This is a genomic window from Salinicola endophyticus, from assembly GCF_040536835.1.
Lineage (GTDB): Bacteria > Pseudomonadota > Gammaproteobacteria > Pseudomonadales > Halomonadaceae > Salinicola > Salinicola endophyticus_A.
The window spans coordinates 1,113,634-1,131,811 of the sequence record NZ_CP159578.1 but is presented as its reverse complement, the minus strand read 5'-3'; the positions used below and the strand labels follow the sequence as shown (position 1 = coordinate 1,131,811).

The following is an 18,178-nucleotide window of genomic DNA, read 5'->3' as shown; positions in this document are numbered from 1 at the left end:
CTAACCCGGCGAGGCCGCCCTGGAGGACAAGACGGCCCGCCGATGTCGTGTCGACTCTCTACGCAGGCACCGCCCCATGAACCGCCCCGCAGTCTCCTTCTCTCCCGGTGGCGGCAGCGCCATCGATGCCTTGTCGCTGCCGCTGGTCGACGCCGCTCGCCCCACCGATCACGGTCTTGAAGCCAGCGTGATCCACTGGCAACACTTTCAGGTCACCTACGACTATCCGGTGGCCTTCACCCGCGAGCTGCTCTCCCCCGACAATCCGCTCCTGGCGGAGGTTGTCGCGCGCCGAGAGCCGGAGCTGCGCCACCGCTGCCTGGTCTATGTCGATGCCGGCGTGGCCGCCGCCTGGCCGGATCTTGGCCGGCGTCTGGCGCGCTACTTCGAGGTCCATGCCACGCGCATGACGCTGATCGCGCCACCGATCACAGTGGCCGCGGGGGAAGCGATCAAGGCGAGCCTGGCAACGGTAGAGCGCATGCTGGACGACCTGCGTCAGCATGCCGTCGATCGCCACGCCTATGTGATCGCCATCGGCGGCGGCGCCGTACTCGATGCTGTCGGCCTGGCCGCCGCCGTGGCCCACCGCGGCGTGCGCCTGATTCGTCTGCCGACCACGGTGCTGGCACAGAACGACAGCGGCGTCGGGGTGAAGAATGCGGTCAATTTCCGCGGCACCAAGAACTTCACCGGCACCTTCGCCCCGCCCTGGGCGGTACTCAACGATCTCGACTTCCTGGCCACGCTGCCGCGCCGCCAGCGCCTGGCCGGGATCGCCGAGGCGATCAAGGTGGCCCTGATCCGTGACGCCGCCTTCTTCGACTGGCTCGAGGCCAATGCCGAGGCGCTGGCGACCTTCGATGCCCGCGCCGAGGCCTACATGATCCAGCGCAGCGCCGAGCTGCACCTGGCGCAGATCGGCCGCGGCGGCGACCCCTTCGAACAGGGCTCGTCACGGCCGCTGGATTTCGGCCACTGGTCGGCCCACAAGCTGGAAGCGCTGACCCATCACGGCGTCAGCCATGGCGAGGCGGTGGCGATCGGCATTGCCCTCGACACCCGCTACTCGGTACTCGCCGGCCACCTGGCGGCGAGTGATGCGCGGCGAGTGATGCAGCTACTCGAACGTCTTGGCCTGCCGCGCTATCACCCGCAGCTGCTGGAGCTCGATGACCTCGGCCAGCCGGCGCTGCTCAGCGGTCTGCGCGAGTTCCAGGAGCACCTGGGGGGCGAATTGACGGTCACCCTGCTGGCCGCGGTCGGACGCGCTGTCGACGTCCATTCGATGGATCACGCCCTGGTCGTCTCGGCGATCGAGTGGCTACACACGGAGATCGCCCAGCATGCAGCTGCCTGACGATCTGGGTCAGTTGACCTACTGCCTCAACGTGCACCCGACCCAGACCTGGGATGAGGTGCGCCGCGCCCTCGAGGGGCCGGTGGCCTATGTGCGCCGTACGCTGGCGCCGGATGTCTCTTTCGGGCTCGGCCTGCGCCTCTCCGCCCAGGCGCTGGAGGAGCTGCGCGCGCCGGAAGCCCGTGCCGAACTCAAAGCGATCCTGAGGCGTCACGATTACCGCCTGGTCACCATGAACGGTTTCCCCTTCGGCCCCTTCCACGGCGTGCCGGTGAAGGCCGCGGTCTATCAGCCGGACTGGAAGCAGCGGGCACGCCTCGACTACACCTGCTGGCTCGCCGATCTGATGACGGAGCTGGCCCAGCCCGGCGACATGCTCAGCCTGAGCACCGTACCCGGCACCTATGGGCCACTGACCGCGGGCGCCGAGGCGGCCATGGCCGACAATCTGCTCAAGTGCGTGGCGCACTGCGTGGGGTTGCTCGAACGTACCGGCGTCAGCGTGGCCATCGCGCTGGAGCCGGAGCCCTGCTGCTTTCTCGAGACCATCGAGGGGACACTGGCGTTCTTCCATAACTACCTGTTCTGCGACAGCGCCGCCGCCCGCGTGGCCGAGCTGAGCGGACTCTCCCTGACCCAGGCCCAGGCGGCGCTGCCGCGCCACCTCGGGGTGTGCTACGACGTCTGCCATGCGGCGGTCGAGTTCGAGGACCCCACGACCAGCGTCGCCGCTCTGCGCGACGCAGGTGTGCCCATCCATAAGCTGCAGTTGAGCGCGGCGCTGCGCGTGCCGGCGCTCGATACGGCGACCCGTGAAGGGCTGGCGAGCTTCTGCGAACCGACCTATCTGCATCAGGTCGTGGCGCGCAGCGCGAGCGGGCTGATTCGCTACAGCGATCTTCCCGAGGCGCTCGCGGACCCGCAACGATCCGATGGCGAAGAGTGGCGCGTGCACTTCCACGTGCCGATCTTCGTCGCCGACATCCCGCCCTTCTCGACCACCCAAGACTTTCTCGTCGAGATCCTGGCCCTGCATCGCCGTCAGCCGATCTCGACGCACCTGGAAGTGGAGACCTATACGTGGCAGGTACTACCCGAAGCGCTGCGTCGCCAGCGGCTGGAAGTGGCAGTGGTGAAGGAGCTCGAGTGGGTGCGACAGCAGTTGGGCGTCAGCGTCGACGCCGAGGCGCTGACGTCTGGCTGAGGCTGGGCCGGGTCTCCAATCTACCCACGGTATGGAGCAATGCCCTGGCCGGTGCGCTGCTGGCCGGGGCCAGCGGATCGTTCGCATCCGGCCTGGTGGTGCTGACCGCACTGACGCTGTGCTATCTCGGCGGCATGTATCTCAACGACGCCTGCGACGCCACCATCGATGCGCGGGAGCGCGCCGACCGCCCGATCCCTAGTGGCGAAGTCGGGCGCGCCACGGTCGCGCTGATTGGCCTGGCGCTGCTGGCCGCTGCCGTGCTGCTGCTGTTCACCACCGGCGCCGCAGCCGGCACGGCGGGCCTGGCGCTGGCTGCGGCGGTGCTGCTCTATGACCTGCGACACAAACGCGTGAGCTGGAGCCCGCTGGTCATGGGGGGCTGCCGCCTGCTCTGCTATCTGGTCGCAGCGCTCGCGCTGGGTGGCCAGCTCGGCGCACCGCTATGGCTGGGGGCGCTGGGGCTGGCTTGCCATGTCATCGGCCTGACCTATGCCGCACGTCAGGAGGCCTACGACCGTCTAGGCGCGCTGTGGCCCCTGGGGGTACTGGCGGTCCCGCTGCTGCTCACGCTGGCCGCGGTACTGTGGATGCCGGGCACCGCGCTGCTGGCCACGCTGCTGTGGCTGGGCTATCTCGCCTGGGGGTTGCGCTGTCTCACCTGGCTGCGCAGGCGCGCCCCCGGCGACGTGCCGCGGGCGGTGGTCGGCCTGATTGCCGCGATCTCACTTTACGATGCGGTGCTGATCGCCACCCTGGGTCAGCCGCTGCTGGCCCTGCTCGCGGTCTGTGCCTGGGCCGCCACGCTGCAGTTGCAGCGTCTCTCTGCCGGCACCTGAGCCGAGCGCAGTGAATCACCGCGCCCGGCCTGGATCATCACTGGCCGGTGCGCTGGCCGTCTCCTCGACCAGCACACGGCGCCGGATCAGATCGTGGTCGCCGCCGACTCGCGTTCATCCGCAAGGCGGGCCTCGGTGCCGAACACGTGCGCCAGCATCAGCGCCTTGAACTCGGTCGCCTTGACCGATCCCGTCGGCAGCAGCCCGGCCTCGGAGGAGATCACCAGCGGCCCCATCCCCGGGTCGTCGGTCACCCTGCCGTGGGAGCCCTTGACCAGCGTCGTCTGCGTCGACGAGATCACGTCCAGTAGCTGGCGCATGCCGAGCTTGCGTTTGAACACCCGCCAGCCCGCCGCCAGTTTGGGCGCGCGCAGCGCCGGATCGAAGAACAGCTCCACCGGGTCGTAGCCCGGCTTGCGGTGGATGTCGACGGTACGCGCATAGTCAGGCGCCCGCGCCTCGTCGAGCCAGAAGTAGTAGCTGAACCAGCGGTCCGGCTGGCTGATCGCCACCAGCTCGCCCGCATTGGGGTGGTCGAGCCCCTCCCGGCGTTTCTCGCGGTCGCCCCACACCGCTTCGACTCCTGCCAGCCCTTCGAGCAGCGCCCTGACCCGGGGCAGATCCTGCGGGTCGCGCACATAGACGTGAGCCACCTGATGATCGGCGACCGCAAACGCGCGCGAGGCGCCAGGGTCGAGCTGCTCCTGCTTGCCCTCGCGTCTCACCGCGAGGTGGCCGGCCTGGCGCAGCGCCCGATTGATATGAACCGCGTCCTGCACCGGGGTGATGCCGTACTCGGAGACCACGATCACACGGCGCCCATCGCGCTCGGCGTCCGCGATCAGCTCGCCGCACAGGGCATCGACCTGAAGCAGATCGCGCTGCAGCTCGGGGTGATCGAGATCCGGCCCGAGACGCTGCAGGTTGTAGTCGAGATGCGGCAGATAGGTCAGCGTCAGCGTTGGATCACGCGTTGCCATCACGTGGCGAGTCGCATCACTGATCCAGCGGCTAGCGTCGATGTTGGCCAGCGGCCCCCAGAAGGAGAACAGCGGAAAGGTGCCCAGCCTGGCGTCGAGCTCGTCGTGCAGTTCGGGGGGGTAGGTGTAGTGATCCGGCAGCTTGCGCCCGTCGGCGGGATAGCGCGGCCGCGGCGTCGCGCTCCAGTCCGCCGAGGCGTACATGTTGTACCACCAGAACAGCTTGGCGCAGGTGAAGTCGGCATTGCGCAGCCGCCCCGCCTCCCACACCTTCTCCCCCGCCACCAGACGATTGGATTGACGCCACAGCCAGACCTCGGCGAGATCGCGAAAATACCAGCCGTTGGCGACGGCGCCATGCGCTGCCGGTGGCAACCCGGTGAGCAGCGTCGCCTGGACACTGCAGGTGACCGCCGGGGTAACCGTCTCGAGTGGGCGTAGCCCGCCCCGGCGCGCCAGACGTTGCAGATTCGGCGTATGTTCCCCCACCAGATGGGGGCTCAAGCCGACGACCAGCATGACCAGTGTCTTGTGCATTTTCGTTCTCTCTCGAGGGCATTCCCGCCGCCGGAACCGGCCCCTATCCGTGTCTCCCCGCGGCGGTGACACCCGACATGTCGATATTGCCGAAGCGCGCTATCGCACTCCAGCGTGCTCGCCGAGGCTGCGATCGAGACTGCATATCAGCCCGCCGACTCGGGCTCAATCGACAACCGCCGGGGCGAGGCAAATTGAGCCTTCGGGATGAAGAAAGGCATGCCAGGGCAGCGCTTTCGGCTCACGCCATTAGCCAAAAAACATGGTCACCGGCCGCCTCGATTCGGCACCAATTCTCCAGATAATTGAGGTAGGGGCTCGCCGCGACAATCGATAGAGTGATTGTCGACATCGAACCGAGGCGATATGCGCCTGCCCGCCTTCTCCCAAGCCATAGTCACAAAACAGAGTCACAAAACAGAGTCACCAACCACCGCCAACAGGATGCCCATGACCGAGCCCCTCCACAGTCGAGCGACGACAGCGTTATCGCCTTCGGCAGCAGACCTGCTGTGCCGCTGGGTCGTGCGTCAGGCGGCGGCGCAGGAGACCTGGTTTCTCGACGCGCTCGAGCGTCTGCAGACGAGTGCCGACGAGCGTGCGCTGCACCTCTTCCTGGGGCAGGTGCCCCGACGCCTGGGCAAGGCAGATCTCGAGTTGACCCCCCAGGACCTGACCGCTGCGCATACCGTGCTGCCGGGCTGGTCTCCGCTCGGCTGGAGTCTGGATGGCGCGGCGCGGGTCGCCGGGCTGCTGACGTTCCGCGGCCAGCGCCCGTTCGCGGCGCTGTTCGAGGATCTCGTGCGCACTGCCGACGCCCGGGAGCTGATCACCCTCTATCGCGGCCTCTCGTTCTACCCCGAACCGGCCTCATTGAGCACTCTGGTCGGGGCCGGGCTGCGTTCCAACATGCGTGCCGTCTTCGAAGCGATCGCCCATGGCAACCCCTATCCGCGTGACCATTTCGACCTTCACCGCTGGAACCACATGGTGCTCAAGGCGCTGTTCATCGGCAGTCGGCTGGCCCCGATCGTGGGTATCGATCAGCGCAACAACCCGGAGCTGGCGCGCATCCTGCTGGACTACGCCGACGAGCGCTGGGCCGCCGGTCGCGTCGTCACGCCCGAGCTGTGGCGCTGCGTCGGCCCCTGTGCCGATGCGCTCGGCGCCTACGCTGCGCTGCAGCGCGCCCTGACGGGATCACCCGCCGAGCGGCTGGCCGCCGGGCTGGCGCTCTCCCAGACCGATACGCCATCGGCCCGTCATCTACTGACCTCCGTGCCGGAGACTGCGGCCCTCATCGGTACCGGTCGTGTCGGCTGGAGCAATCTCCACCACTACGAGGCAATCTGAACGATGTATATCGACCCGCATGCGCATATGGTCTCGCGCACCACCGACGATTACGAAGCGATGGCCGCCGCCGGCGTGGTCGCCCTGATCGAACCGGCATTCTGGGTCGGCCAGCCGCGCACCTTCGTCGGCACCTATGTCGACTACCTGTCGTCCTTGGTGGGCTGGGAGCGCTTCCGCGCCGGACAGTTCGGTATCCGCCACTACTGCACCATCGGACTCAACTCGAAGGAGGCCAATAACGAAGCGCTGGCAGAGGGCGTGATGGAGTGGCTGCCACGCTTCGCCATGAAAGAGGGCGTGGTGGCGATCGGCGAGATCGGTTACGACGAGCAGACGCCGCTGGAAGAGAAGTATTTTCGCGCCCAGCTGGCCCTGGCCAAGGAGCTGGCGCTACCGGTGATGGTGCACACCCCGCATCGTGACAAGAAACGCGGTACCTCGCGCTCGATGGATGTGTGCGAAGAGATGGGCCTCGACCCCAGTTGGGTGGTGATCGATCACAACAACGAAGAGACCGTTCGCGAGACGCTCGACCGCGGCTACTGGGCCGGCTTCTCGATCTACCCTTCGACCAAGATGGGCAATGCGCGCATGGTCGAGCTGCTGCGCCACTACGGCGGCGATCGGATCATCGTCGACAGCGCCTGCGACTGGGGCATTTCCGACTGCCTCGGGGTCGCCAAGACCGCTCGCCTGGCACTCGCCAGCGGTATCGACGCACAGGTGGTGCGCCAGGTCACCTATGCCAACGCCCTGTGCGTCTACGGCAAGAGCGGACAGATACACGAATCCGATTGGCTCGATCCGCCGGAGATCGACCAGCGCACGCTCTACGAGGGCAACTCGATCCTGCGTGGCGGCCGTGAACCCCGCATCGAACACCCCCGGCAGGCCGCAGACGACCTGCTGATCGACTGACACCACGACAGCCCCGCGCATCGGCCCGCCCGCGCATCCCGCGCTGGCGCGCCGACAGTCTGGCAACCCGCGCAGGGTCAGCCGCATCCCCCGCTCTCGACGCCCTTCATCTCCGCCTCACCCCACTACGGAGACTATCGCCTCGCGCCGTAAACGCTCCGACCACGCTACGGTGACGCCGTGTCGAGCCATTGCATCGCCTATCTCGCACTTCGATCGCACAGACACCGACGCCCCGCCAAGACTCGCCTCTCTCTGCTGTGTGGAGTACGGCCGAACACCATCCTCCGGTCCCAGCAGATCACGCCGGCGACTCAGGTGATACGCATTGAAACAATTAGGCGATTAATTCGCACCAGTGAAGAAATGCAACCAGGGAGAATTCTTTGAATATCGACTAAGGTCGGCATCGAGCGGCTGCCCGAATTTACCTCAGGAAAACCACAACCAGCGGTATCCAAAGGGAAAAAATGATACTTAGGACGGAAAGTACTAGAAAAATACCAATCCGCGGAACTTTATCTTCCTGAAAGCCGGTGCAACAATTCGAAACACAAAAAGCCAGCCACACAAAATAACCAGAATATTTACCGTCTAGGCGACGTACGCCAGGGGAATATCATGTCAAGCCCAGAAGCCTCGATGCTGATCGTGACCAGCGAGACAGCGCAGTCGACCCTGCTCGCGATGAGCCTCTCTTCTCATACCGGGATGAGCTATCGCCTGGCGGGCCCACAGGAGCCGCGCAAGGTCTCTGGCGCCAGCTTCGACATCGTCCTGATCGATCTGAGCCAGGTCGATCCCATTCTGTTCCAGAAATGGGAAGAGAGCCTGGCCGGCCAGGGCGACGGTGAAGCCCAGATCTGCGCCTTCAACGCCAAGAACGACACCCACGCGCTAGACGCGGTCTCGCTGTCACATATCCGCGGTGTGTTCTTCCAGCAGGATACGCCAGAGCTGATGGCCAAGGGTCTGAAGCAGATTCTGCAGGGTCAGATCTGGCTTTCGCGCAATCTGATGAGTCTGCTGATCGACAAGCTGCGCCGTCAGAGCATGGACGCCTACCGCATGGAAGGCTATCTGACCCACCGCGAGCGCCAGGTAGTCGGGCTGGTCGGGCTGGGCGCCACCAACGCGCAGATCGCCGAGAAGCTGTTCCTGAGCGAGCACACGGTCAAGACCCACATCTACAACATCTTCAAGAAGATCGGCGCACAGAATCGGGTCCAGGTGGTGTGCTGGGCGCGCGACCATCTGGGCGCGCTGCCCAACCTGTCACGCCCGCGAACCAAGCATTGACCACGCGCCATGAACGCCTACCGCCATACTCCCGGAGCAAGACTTCTGGGTCTGGGCCTGCTGGGGCTTCTGGCGCTGAGCGCGGGCAGCCTGGCCCAGAATGGGGTCGAACCGGACGCCGCCAAGGCCCCCGACACTCCTAGTGTCAGCATCGATGAGAAGAACCCGCAACGTGCGCTCGACAAGCAGTTCAACCTGCAGCGCCCGGAGCTCTCCGGCATCATCATCGACCGCACCCTGACCATGGCAGGCCGCACCTTCTACCGCAGCTTTTCCCAGGCGGCCATGCGCGACCCGATCGTCGCCAGCGCCGAACTCACTGTCAGCGAGCGCCCGGACCCGCGCTGGGGTAGCCAGCTGTGGATCGCCGAGCGCAATCAGATCTACTTCAGCACCCAGCTTTCCCCACGGATCAGCGAAGCGGATCGCTACGCCGACGAAGCGGTCCGTGTCGTCCAGGAGGCGATATTGCGCCGTCGCATCGCACAGTCGCTCCAACCCAGCCTAGACCTCTCAGATGAGGAGTTGTGACATGCGCAATCTCGTTCCGCTCTCTCTCGCCCTGGCGCTGGGCGCACTCGCGGTCACCTCGACGAGCAGTGCCGGTGAGCTGATCTATCGCCCGATCAACCCGTCGTTCGGCGGCGACCCGTTCAACGGCAGCTACCTGCTGGGCAAGGCACAGGCCCAGGATACCCACAAGGATCCCAGCCTCGATGACTTCGGCGGCCTGTCGCCCACCGACCGCCTGGTGCAGAGCCTGCAGAGCCGGCTGATCTCGCAACTGCTCTCGGATGTGAGCTCGGGGGACGTCAGCACCGGCTCCTATGACAGCAACGATTTCGGGGTCGTGGTCAGCGACGAAGGTGGGCAGCTGGTGATCACGGTCACCGACAAGGCCACCGGGGACATCACCAATATCAACGTGGGCGGGCTGTCGGCTGGCGGATTCTGAGCCATCACGACACGACGCAGGGGAACCACAATATGTACAAGCTCATCGCTGCGGTAGCGACTGCCGCACTGCTCTCCGGCTGCGCCGGTATGGTCGCCAATGTCGACGGTCTCGAGGGTAAACCGCCCACACTGACGCCCCGCGGGGCGACCTGGCAGGATCTCAAGGCGCTGCCTCGCCCCGCCGGCAAGATTCTCGCTGCGGTCTACGATTTTCGCGATCAGACCGGGCAGTACCGACCGGCACCCGCCAGTACCTTCTCTACCGCAGTGACCCAGGGCGCCGCGGCGATGCTCACCGGTGCGCTGGCCAATTCGGGCTGGTTCACGCCGCTGGAGCGGGTCGGCCTGCAGAACCTGTTGACCGAGCGCCGCATCATCCGTGCCGAGCAGGAGCGCTTCAACCGGCCGGACAATCTACCCTCGCTGCGCTCCGCGTCGGTGCTGCTGGAAGGCGGCATCATCGCCTACGAATCCAACGTGCGCACCGGCGGGCTGGGCGCCGAGTACTTCGGCATCGGGGCCTCGGGGCAGTATCAGGTCGATCAGGTAACGATCAATCTACGCGCGGTCGAGATCTCCAGCGGAGAGGTACTGGCCAACGTCACCACCACCAAGACCATCTACTCCAAGGAGATCCGCGCCGGCGTCTTTCGCTTCATCGACTTCCGGCGCCTGCTCGAGGCGGAAGCCGGCCTGACCACCAACGAGCCGGTACAGATGGCGGTGATGTCGGCAATCGAGTCCGCGGTCATTCATCTGATCGCCGAGGGCGTGCAGGACCGACTCTGGAATCTCGCTGACGGCGTCCCCCTGGAGAAGACCGTACTCGCCGACTATCTGAACGAGAGCGTACCGATGATGTAAGTCCGGGTCATGGGCTGGCGCGGCTTGTCAAGTCGCGCCAGCCAAGACAATCAGTACGATTTAGCCTCCCGACGTCGCATCGATGCTCCCAAAACCTCTTCTATTACTCACTTTTTATGACACGCTATTGACAGCCGCCACCTGGCGGATTTTTTATTATCACTTCTCTCAAAAAATCCCCGATTCATCCCCCCAAAGACACCAGAATTATCATACCGCCAAATCCCTCCGCATCCCGATGTATCATCTTTGGACTTGCAGCGATATTGCTTCTACGGATTCACGCGACATCGCACGAAAAATCCAGGCCATCGAGGGTGCCATCATGCGTCATACAGCATTCATCACTCACCCGATTTTCAGCATCTCTATCTTGCTGATTCTGGCCACATTACCGGCGATCTCCATGGCATCCGAGGCGGGTGAGCTCGATGACAACCTCTCCCGAAACCGTTATGAAAAACAGATCATTTCTCAGTCGGATTCGTATAGTGAGGCCATCGCTTCGCCAGGCGTCAATCGTGCATCAGTGGTGCAGTTCGGTGGCGATAATCGCGCCCGCATCGAACAGCAGAATGGCCGCCGCGAAGCAGCCAACGCGGCCAGTATTCGTCAGTCCGGCTACGCCAACGATGCCCTGATCGACCAGCGCGGCGGTTTCAACGACGGCGCGATCGATCAGGCCGGGCACTCGCTCGACGCCAAGCTGCTGCAGCAGGGCAGCGGCTACGACGCCAAGATCAATCAGCGCGGCGCCAACGGTGCCGTGACGATTCAACAGTCGGGAACAGGCCACCGAGCCATCACCGTCGACCAGCTGTCGCGGTCGGGTAGCGGCGCAACGGCCACCATCGTGACCTACTGATGGCTGCCTCGGCAGCCGTACAGGGGAACGCAAGGCGGTACTCAGAGAACCAGGGGAAAATCATGAAAATCAAGATGTCACTATTCGCAGCTTCCATCGCCATGGCCATGAGCGCCGCTGCCCTGGCGGACGCGACGCAGCAGCATTCTGATGGCAATACCAACCCGTCCAACACCTTCCAGTCCTCGCGTGACGCGATCGACGCCATGGCCGGCTTCAACGGCAATGCCAGCAATGCCGCCGAGTCGTTCATCGATCAGAACGGTGACGGTAACGACGCCAACGTGGTGCAGAGCGGCAATCAGTGGTCGCGCGTCACCCAGCAGGACGACAACAACGTGGCCCGCGTGCGCCAGGAGAGCGGCACCGAGAACGAGTCGAGCATCAGCCAGAAAGACCCTGCCAACCTGGCCAAGGTCACCCAGGCCGGCTACAGCAACGACTCGATCGTCAGCCAGCAGGGCTTTGCGGGCCACGCCTACAACGACGCCTACGTCACCCAGAACGGCGACCTCAACGACAGCTACATCATGCAGCGTGGCTGGGCGAACGAGTCGAACGTGAACCAGCAGGGCGACCAGCTGGATAGCGACATCCTGCAGGGTGGTGGCTACAACAAAGCCGTCGTCACCCAGACCGGCTATGGCCACGACTCCTACGTCAGCCAGACTGGCTGGAGCAACAGCGTCAACCACAGCCAGTCCGGCGGCTGGCAGAACTTCGCCCAGACGGCACAGAACGGCAACGGCAACGTGGCCAGCGTCACGCAGTACTGAGCCCCGCTCCCGCAGCGCGCCAGAACAGCCCAGCCGGCAGCCGCCGGCTGGGTTTTTGCGTTGGAGATCATCCGGCTATTCTCACCAGGCCCTAGAACCCCGGCGGTGCCACAGGCAAAATGCACGGCCACACTCGCCGAAAGATCGACCCTTATCCGGATGAAGAGATCGTTCAACGCCACTGCCATTCATGGGCTCTGGCGACTACTCTCGAGCTGGCGCCCGAGCACACTGTGGCGCCTGGCGGGCATTGCCAGCCGCGTGCTCTACGCCGTGTCGCGCCGCGAGCGCCACGTGTCGCGGCGCAATCTGGAGGTCGCCTTTCCCGCGGACACGCCGGCCGAGCGCCGCCAGCGCGTTCAGCAGAGCCTGCACCACTCCGCGGCCACCATGCTCGAACTCGGCTTCGCCTGGATTGGCGACCCGCAGCGCGTCGAGGCGGCGATCGTCGACGTGCACGGGCGCGAACTGCTCGATGACGCACGGGCGGAGAACCGCGGCGTGATCGTGCTGGCGCCCCACTTCGGTAACTGGGAGGTGCTCAACTTCTGGCTCTCCAGCCACTTTCCCTTCACCGCCATGTACGAACCGCCCAAGATCGCCGATCTCGATCCGGTGATTCGTCACGGCCGCGAGCGCATGGGCGCCGAGCTGGTGCCGACCAATTCTCGCGGTGTGGCCGCCCTGCTCAAGGCGCTGAAGCGCGCCGAGGCGATCGGCATTCTGCCGGATCAGGAGCCGGACTGGGGCAGCGGCGTCTTCGCCGACTTCTTCGGCCGCCAGGCCTACACCGCCACCCTGCTGCCCAAGCTGGTGGCTCGCACCCAGGCGCGAGTGGTCACCGGGGTGGCGCGCCGGCTACCTGAAGGGCGCGGCTTCGCGATCCACTTCCTGGCCGCCGACGAGCGCGTCTACGCCAGTGACGAGGCGACCTCGGCGACCGGCGTCAACGCCTGCGTCGAGACCGCCATCGCGCTCGATCCGGTGCAGTACCAGTGGGAGTACAAGCGCTGGAAGAAGACACCGGAAGAAGAGCAGAAGATCCCCGACTTCCGGCGTTTTCGGCTCTATCGCTAGGCTTTGTACGAAAACTACCTGCGCTCGGCAATACGGCGTTAAAAATCAGCTCAGAATGCTCATTGACACCCCGTAAACTCCGCGTCTTCGCCGATTTTTGCCTTGTCTTGCCTTCGCTCGCTGACTTTTCGTACAAACCTAGTCCTGAATCGCCCATATCGGCAGAGTAGCGGATAGAGAAACGCCTAGCGCGCGTCGAGATTACCGCGCCGCGCCGCAGTCTCGGCCAGCGCCGCCCAGTCCTTGTCGGCATCGCCGTGGGCCATGGCGTCGAGCAGGCTGTCACGCAGCACGCCGGCGAACGGCAGCGGCACCTGGCGCTCCTGCGACGCTGCCAGCGCCAGGCTCACGTCCTTGAAGCCCCACGCCATCTTCATCCCCGCTGGCGTATAACGTGCCTCGCGAATCATCTTGCCGTAGCCCTGATAGGCCGGCGCAGCGAACAGCGTGCTGGTGACGATCTCTAGAAAGGTATCGGCCTCGATACCGTAGGCACGGGTCAGCGCCGAGGCCTCGCCCATCGATTCGATCGCCGTGGCCAGCATGAAGTTGGCCGCGATCTTGACCACGCAGCCGCGCTCCGGTGCCTCGCCCACCGGCCACAGCCGCTGCCCCAGCGCCTCCAGGACCGGCGCCACACGTTCCTGCGCCGCCGCCGCCCCGGCCACGATGATGTTGAGCTTGCCCGCGGCAGCCACGTCCGGACGACCCAGCACCGGGGCCGAGACATAGTGCGAACCGAGACCTTCATGCAGCGCACTCATGGCCCGCGCCAGGCCCGGTGATACCGTGGCCATGTTGACGTGCACGCTGTCCCGGGGCAGCGCTTCGAGCGCCTTGGACGCCACCAGCACCTCGTGCACGCTGTGGTCATCGGGCAGCATGCTGATCAGCACTTCACACTTGGCGGCCAGTGCCCGCGCCGACTTGGCCGCCTTGGCGCCTTCGGCCACCAGCGCCTCTACCGGCGCCGGCGAGCGGTTCCACACCGTCACCGCATGGCCGGCCTTGAGCAGCTGCGCTGCCATCCCCTGGCCCATGGCTCCCAGACCCACGAATCCTACGTTCATTGCTGTCTCCCGATACGCGATTGACGCTGAACACTCGCTCGATGCCCGACCTTCGAGGGTGTTTACAAAATGCCTGCGCGACGCGCCCGATGGCAGCGCCATCGCCCCGTGGCCGAGCCCTCACCGGAGCCTAGACAGCCGGCGCACCATCCGCCATGCCGATCACGCCAGACCGCCGAAGCGCCCGGCCTGGTAGTCATCGATAGCCGCCACGATCTCCTCCCGGGTATTCATCACGAACGGGCCATGGGAGATGACCGGCTCATCGATCGGGTCGGCGTGACCGAAAAGTAGCCGGGTGCGCCCCGAGGCGGCCAGTGCGACGCCATCACCGGCGTCATCCAGCTCGATCAAATGCTGCGGTTTCACCACGCTTCCGGCCACCGCCACCTCCCCGTCGACCACGTAGAGAAAGATCTGGCGTCCCGCTGGCACCGGCAGCTCGACCTCGGCGCCCGCAGCGAGCGTCAGCGTCGACATGAACACCTCGGTCAGGCTCTCGATAGGCCCGCAGTGGCCCTCGAACTCACCGGCTATCAGGTTCAGCTCAACGCCAGTGGCCGGGGCAATCGTCGGAATCGACTCCCGCTGCAGCCCGGTGTAACGCGGCTCGCTCATCTTCAACCTGGCCGGCAGGTTGATCCACAGTTGCAGGATCTCCAACGGCCCACCGTCACGCAGGAACTCGGGCGGAGAGATCTCGGCGTGGACGATGCCGCTGCCGGCGGTCATCCACTGCACGCCGCCAGCGTGAATCACGCTCTGGTGGTCGGCACTGTCGGCGTGGGCCAGCGAGCCTTCGAGAATGAAGGTCACCGTTTCGAAGCCACGGTGCGGATGCGGGCCGAACGGCAGCCCCCGGTTGTGGGCCGGATAGACCTGGGGCCCGTGATGATTGAGAAACAGAAACGGATCGAGCTGCAGCAAGCGCGGCCCCGGCAGCGGGCGCCGAGTGGTCAGATCGCCGATATCGTCACGGATGGCCGGGTGCTGGACAACGACGCCGCGGGGAACGAGGGTAGACATGAGAAGCTCCTGAATGGCGTTAGAGGGCAGTCTAGGCCACAGATGGGGCGAAAAAAGCGAATGATTTTCTCCCAATCATTGCATCAGTTCGTCGACAGCGGCGTGCCAGCCTCGGCCAGCAGCGCCTCTTCGACCAGCGCCACCAGCGCGGACTGTTCCGGTGGCAGACGCGACACCATCACCAGCTCACGGTGGAAGACACGTTCGCCGAGCGACAGCACGCGCACCGGCAGCGGCGACTGCAAGCACCACATGCCGGTACGCGGAATCAGCGCCACGCCCAGACCACAGGCCACCAGACGCGCAATGGCATCGATCTCGTCGAGCTCGAGCCGAATCTCAGGGCGCAGCCCCTGACGCTCGAGAAAGCGCACCACCTGACGCCCGCCGAACGAGCCGCGGTCGTAGAGCACCAGCGGATGGCGCATCAGCAGTGCTTCCAGGGTCGTTTCCTGGCTGGCCGGCGGGGCAATGAGCACGAAGGGCTCGCGGGCGACGACGCAGGCGTGCAGGTCCCGCGGCAGCGCGAACGGCGGTTTGACGATCAGCGCCATGTCCAGATCGCCCTTGTCGACCTGATCGAGCAACGCCAGCGACACCCCGGGTACCACCCGCGTCATCACGCCCGGTGCACGCGCCGCCAGCGTCGCGAGAATCGCCGGCAGGCGTCCGCTCTGGACGCTGGCGATGGCGCCGAGATGCCAGTCGCCGCTCAGTTCGTCGCCGGTGGAAGCGCGAATGCGCGCGGCCAGCTCGAGCATGCTCTCGGCCTGCGGTAGCAGGCGCCGCCCCGCCGCGTTGAGGCGCACGGCACGCCCGGTGCGCTCGAACAGTGGCTCACCGATGTCCGCTTCCAGGTTGCGAATCTGCGCACTCACCGCCGACTGGGTCAGCCCCACCGCACCGCCGGCGGCCGAAAAGGTGCCGTGGCGCACGACCGCCAGAAAGGTCTTGAGTTCGCGCAGCATGATGTCGCCCTGAATCCATGATTTTCGATATCAGACTGCAATATTATCCGCTTTCCATCGATTTTTTTCGCCATCAAACTGAGCCGACACACAACACGAGGAGCGCACACCATGTCACTGTCCCCCTTCCACCTCGCCATTCCGGTTCACGACCTGCCCGCCGCACGCAAGTTCTACGGCGAAACCTTCGGTCTGAGCGAAGGCCGTTCCAGCGAGCAGTGGGTGGATTTCGACTTCTACGGCCACCAGCTGGTGATCCACGAGCACCCGCAGACGCCTTCTCAGCAGGCGGCACACACCAACCCGGTCGACGGCCACGATGTACCGGTGCCGCACTTCGGCATCGTCTTGAGCTGGGATGAGTGGGAAGCCCTGGCCGAGCGCCTGAAAGGCTTCGGCACCGAGTTCGTGATCGAACCCTATGTGCGCTTCAAGGGGCAGGTCGGCGAACAGGCCACCATGTTCCTGCTCGACCCCTGCGGCAACGCGCTCGAGTTCAAGGCCTTCAAGGACATGAGTCAGCTGTTCGCCAAGTGAACCTGGCGGCATCGGTCTCGCCGGTTAGCCTCATTCGAGTGAACGCCCGAACGAGATAGCCAGAGAGAGATAGCCCGGATGAAACAGCCCGGATGAAACAGCCAGGGGCCGGTCAGTGACCGGCCCCTGGCGTTGGTGTCACCCGGCCGCGCCGGGCGCTTCCAGGCGGCGCAGGCAGAGCACGCCGATCATTAGCGCCACGAGCAGCAGTCCCCCGATGAACAGCGCCACGCCGTGCCAGCCGCCCCAGTACCAGAAGGCACCGCCGAGGGTGCCGGCGACACTGGAGCCCAGATAGTAGCTGAACAGATAGAGCGAAGACGCCTGTCCCTTGGCTTGCCGGGCACGCTGCCCGACCCAGCCGCTGGCCAGCGAATGGGCGGCGAAGAAACCGAAGGTAAAGATCAGGATGCCGACCAGAATCAGACTGATCGACTCGAGCAGGGTGAGCGCCAGCCCCACCAGCATCATCACGATGAACAGCCAGAAGATGCGCGGCCGCCCCAGGCGATCGGCCAGCGAGCCGGCCCAGGCCGAGCTGTAGGTGCCGGAGAGATAGGCGATGGAGAGTAGCCCCACCAGCGCCTGACTGACCTGATAGGGCTCCGCCAGCAGACGATAGGCGATGTAGTTGTAGAGGGTGACGAAGCCGCCCATGAGCAGGAAGGCTTCGAGGAACAAAAGCGGCAGCCCGCGATCCTTGAAGTGCACCGCGAAGCCGGAGAGTACGCTGCGCGCATTGAACGGCCGCGGCGTGAAGTGACGCGACGGTGGCAGCCAACGAATGAACAGCAGCGCGGCAAGCAGCGCGACCAGGCCGATGATCGCCAGCGTCCAGCGCCACGGCACCCAGTCCACCATCACCCCGCTGATCAGGCGTCCACTCATCCCGCCGATGCTGTTGCCGCTGATGTAGAGCCCCATCGACAGCCCCACATAGCGCGGATGGATCTCCTCGTTGAGATAGGTCATCGCCACCGCGCAGAGCCCCGACAGTGACAACCCCGCCAGCGCCCGCATCACCAGGACTCCGGACCAGCTCGGCATCAACGCCGCCAGCAGCGTGCAGGTCGAGGCCGCCAGCAGTGCCACCGACATGATCGACTTGCGCCCCACGGCATCCGAGATCGGCCCGGTGATCAGCAGACCGATCGCCAGCATGCCGGTGGCGACCGAGAGCGACAGACTGCTGGTCGCGGCGTCGATGCCGAAGGCGTCGGAGAGAATCGGCATGATCGGCTGCACGCAGTAGAGCAGCACGAACGTCGAGAAGGCGCCCAGGAACAGTGCCAGCATGGTGGGCCGATAGCCGCGCCGGCCGCGCTCGATGAAGGCGCCCTCGGCGGCCTCCGCCTCGAGACGCTCGGCGGTGTCGTTCAGCGATCGGTTGGCATCCAAGGTGGCATCGCGCAGCGGCGCAAGGGGGCGGTGGCGGGGCAAGTCGAGACTCCTGATGAAAGCGGCCGCGCGCTGGCTGCCGCGCGCCGGTGCAGGCCTCAGCATAAGCCCGCGCAAGCCTTATTTCGAATATATGATTCGTAGTTT

At 65.3% G+C, this 18,178-nt stretch carries 18 protein-coding genes; 13 read left to right on the top strand and 5 right to left on the bottom strand.

Going from position 1 to position 18,178, the window contains the following annotated elements; translation table 11 throughout:
- Positions 1 to 76 precede the first annotated feature (76 nt).
- From ABV408_RS05200 to ABV408_RS05190, 3 genes are read left to right on the top strand one after another with little or no spacing between them, the layout of a single operon-like run.
- On the top strand, positions 77 to 1,360 hold the full coding sequence (locus tag ABV408_RS05200; protein WP_353981397.1) for a 3-dehydroquinate synthase: 1,284 nt from the start codon (positions 77 to 79) through the stop codon (positions 1,358 to 1,360).
- Positions 1,347 to 2,564, top strand: a complete 1,218-nt coding sequence (eboE, locus tag ABV408_RS05195) for a metabolite traffic protein EboE (protein ID WP_353981396.1) — start codon at positions 1,347 to 1,349, stop codon at positions 2,562 to 2,564. Before ABV408_RS05200 ends, eboE begins: the two co-directional genes overlap by 14 nt.
- Positions 2,507 to 3,403 carry a UbiA family prenyltransferase gene (locus ABV408_RS05190; protein WP_353981395.1) on the top strand — a complete coding sequence of 299 codons (897 nt, stop codon included), beginning with the start codon at positions 2,507 to 2,509 and terminating at the stop codon, positions 3,401 to 3,403. Before eboE ends, ABV408_RS05190 begins: the two co-directional genes overlap by 58 nt.
- Before the next feature lie 86 nt (positions 3,404 to 3,489).
- Here the strand turns inward: ABV408_RS05190 and ABV408_RS05185 are convergent, their stop codons facing one another.
- Positions 3,490 to 4,920: a nucleotide pyrophosphatase/phosphodiesterase family protein gene (locus tag ABV408_RS05185; protein ID WP_353981393.1), complete on the bottom strand. Its 1,431-nt coding sequence runs from the start codon at positions 4,918 to 4,920 to the stop codon at positions 3,490 to 3,492.
- A 450-nt stretch (positions 4,921 to 5,370) separates the two neighbouring features.
- On the opposite strand from ABV408_RS05185, the gene ABV408_RS05180 reads away from it, so the two are divergent.
- From ABV408_RS05180 to ABV408_RS05140, 9 genes are all read left to right on the top strand, one after another.
- On the top strand, positions 5,371 to 6,273 hold the full coding sequence (locus ABV408_RS05180; RefSeq protein WP_353981392.1) for an EboA domain-containing protein: 903 nt from the start codon (positions 5,371 to 5,373) through the stop codon (positions 6,271 to 6,273).
- A 3-nt stretch (positions 6,274 to 6,276) separates the two neighbouring features.
- Entirely contained in the window at positions 6,277 to 7,194 is a 918-nt protein-coding gene (locus tag ABV408_RS05175; RefSeq protein WP_353981390.1) for a TatD family hydrolase, read from the top strand.
- A 621-nt stretch (positions 7,195 to 7,815) separates the two neighbouring features.
- Entirely contained in the window at positions 7,816 to 8,493 is a 678-nt protein-coding gene (locus ABV408_RS05170) for a LuxR C-terminal-related transcriptional regulator (protein ID WP_353981389.1), read from the top strand.
- A 9-nt stretch (positions 8,494 to 8,502) separates the two neighbouring features.
- Positions 8,503 to 9,024, top strand: coding sequence for a CsgE family curli-type amyloid fiber assembly protein (locus ABV408_RS05165; protein WP_353981388.1), 522 nt, complete (start codon positions 8,503 to 8,505; stop codon positions 9,022 to 9,024).
- Between the two features lies 1 nt (position 9,025).
- Positions 9,026 to 9,448 (top strand): curli assembly protein CsgF, encoded by a 423-nt coding sequence (locus ABV408_RS05160; RefSeq protein WP_353981387.1) that lies wholly within the window; start codon positions 9,026 to 9,028, stop codon positions 9,446 to 9,448.
- Positions 9,449 to 9,480: 32 nt separating this feature from the next.
- Entirely contained in the window at positions 9,481 to 10,314 is an 834-nt protein-coding gene (locus ABV408_RS05155; protein WP_353981386.1) for a CsgG/HfaB family protein, read from the top strand.
- A 127-nt stretch (positions 10,315 to 10,441) separates the two neighbouring features.
- Positions 10,442 to 11,179, top strand: a complete 738-nt coding sequence (locus tag ABV408_RS05150) for a hypothetical protein (protein ID WP_353981384.1) — start codon at positions 10,442 to 10,444, stop codon at positions 11,177 to 11,179.
- Between the two features lie 62 nt (positions 11,180 to 11,241).
- Positions 11,242 to 11,955 carry a hypothetical protein gene (locus ABV408_RS05145; RefSeq protein WP_353981383.1) on the top strand — a complete coding sequence of 238 codons (714 nt, stop codon included), beginning with the start codon at positions 11,242 to 11,244 and terminating at the stop codon, positions 11,953 to 11,955.
- A gap of 159 nt (positions 11,956 to 12,114) precedes the next feature.
- Complete coding sequence (locus ABV408_RS05140; RefSeq protein ID WP_353981382.1) at positions 12,115 to 13,032, top strand: lysophospholipid acyltransferase family protein; 918 nt, start codon at positions 12,115 to 12,117, stop codon at positions 13,030 to 13,032.
- Positions 13,033 to 13,217: 185 nt separating this feature from the next.
- On the opposite strand, the gene ABV408_RS05135 is transcribed toward ABV408_RS05140, so the two are convergent.
- The 3 genes from ABV408_RS05135 to ABV408_RS05125 all read right to left on the bottom strand — a co-directional run bounded on the left by ABV408_RS05135 (position 13,218) and on the right by ABV408_RS05125 (position 16,096).
- Positions 13,218 to 14,102, bottom strand: coding sequence for an NAD(P)-dependent oxidoreductase (locus ABV408_RS05135; protein ID WP_353981381.1), 885 nt, complete (start codon positions 14,100 to 14,102; stop codon positions 13,218 to 13,220).
- Between the two features lie 162 nt (positions 14,103 to 14,264).
- Positions 14,265 to 15,128, bottom strand: a complete 864-nt coding sequence (locus ABV408_RS05130) for a pirin family protein (RefSeq protein ID WP_353981379.1) — start codon at positions 15,126 to 15,128, stop codon at positions 14,265 to 14,267.
- 83 nt (positions 15,129 to 15,211) lie between these two features.
- Positions 15,212 to 16,096, bottom strand: a complete 885-nt coding sequence (locus ABV408_RS05125; protein WP_353981378.1) for a LysR family transcriptional regulator — start codon at positions 16,094 to 16,096, stop codon at positions 15,212 to 15,214.
- Between the two features lie 111 nt (positions 16,097 to 16,207).
- On the opposite strand from ABV408_RS05125, the gene ABV408_RS05120 reads away from it, so the two are divergent.
- The gene (locus tag ABV408_RS05120; RefSeq protein ID WP_353981377.1) at positions 16,208 to 16,633 is read left to right on the top strand and encodes a VOC family protein; all 426 of its coding nucleotides are present in this window, start codon (positions 16,208 to 16,210) and stop codon (positions 16,631 to 16,633) included.
- 138 nt (positions 16,634 to 16,771) lie between these two features.
- Here the strand turns inward: ABV408_RS05120 and ABV408_RS05115 are convergent, their stop codons facing one another.
- Positions 16,772 to 18,073 carry an MFS transporter gene (locus ABV408_RS05115; RefSeq protein ID WP_353981376.1) on the bottom strand — a complete coding sequence of 434 codons (1,302 nt, stop codon included), beginning with the start codon at positions 18,071 to 18,073 and terminating at the stop codon, positions 16,772 to 16,774.
- Positions 18,074 to 18,178: the final 105 nt, after the last annotated feature.